At 67.3% G+C, this 300-nt stretch carries 1 protein-coding gene; it reads left to right on the top strand.

The annotated features are described in order from the left end of the window. Window positions 1-300, top strand: a 300-nt coding sequence (locus tag HMPREF2883_RS01505) for an S-ribosylhomocysteine lyase (RefSeq protein WP_256277275.1), incomplete at both ends; no start/stop codon positions are given.

Genomic DNA, 300 nt, shown 5'->3' with positions numbered 1-300 from the left:
GAGCACGCCGAGGATGAACGTCGAGTCCTTCAACCTGGACCATACCAAGGTGGCCGCGCCCTACGTGCGCGTGGCCGACCGCAAGGAGCTGCCCGGCGGGGACGTGCTCGTCAAGTACGACGTGCGCTTCTGCCAGCCCAACCGCGCGCACCTGGAGATGGAGGCCGTGCACTCCATCGAGCACCTGAGCGCCGAGCTCATGCGCAACCACACCGACCGGCTCATCGACTTCTCCCCCATGGGCTGCCAGACCGGCTTCTACGCCCTCATGCTGGGGGTGGGGACCGAGGAGTTCCTGCC

The sequence above is a fragment of the Actinomyces sp. HMSC075C01 genome, from assembly GCF_001812965.1.
In the GTDB taxonomy this organism is placed as follows: Bacteria; Actinomycetota; Actinomycetes; order Actinomycetales; family Actinomycetaceae; genus Actinomyces; species Actinomyces acetigenes.
The sequence above is the reverse complement of the archived record's forward strand: the minus strand, read 5'-3'. Positions and strand labels throughout refer to the sequence as shown.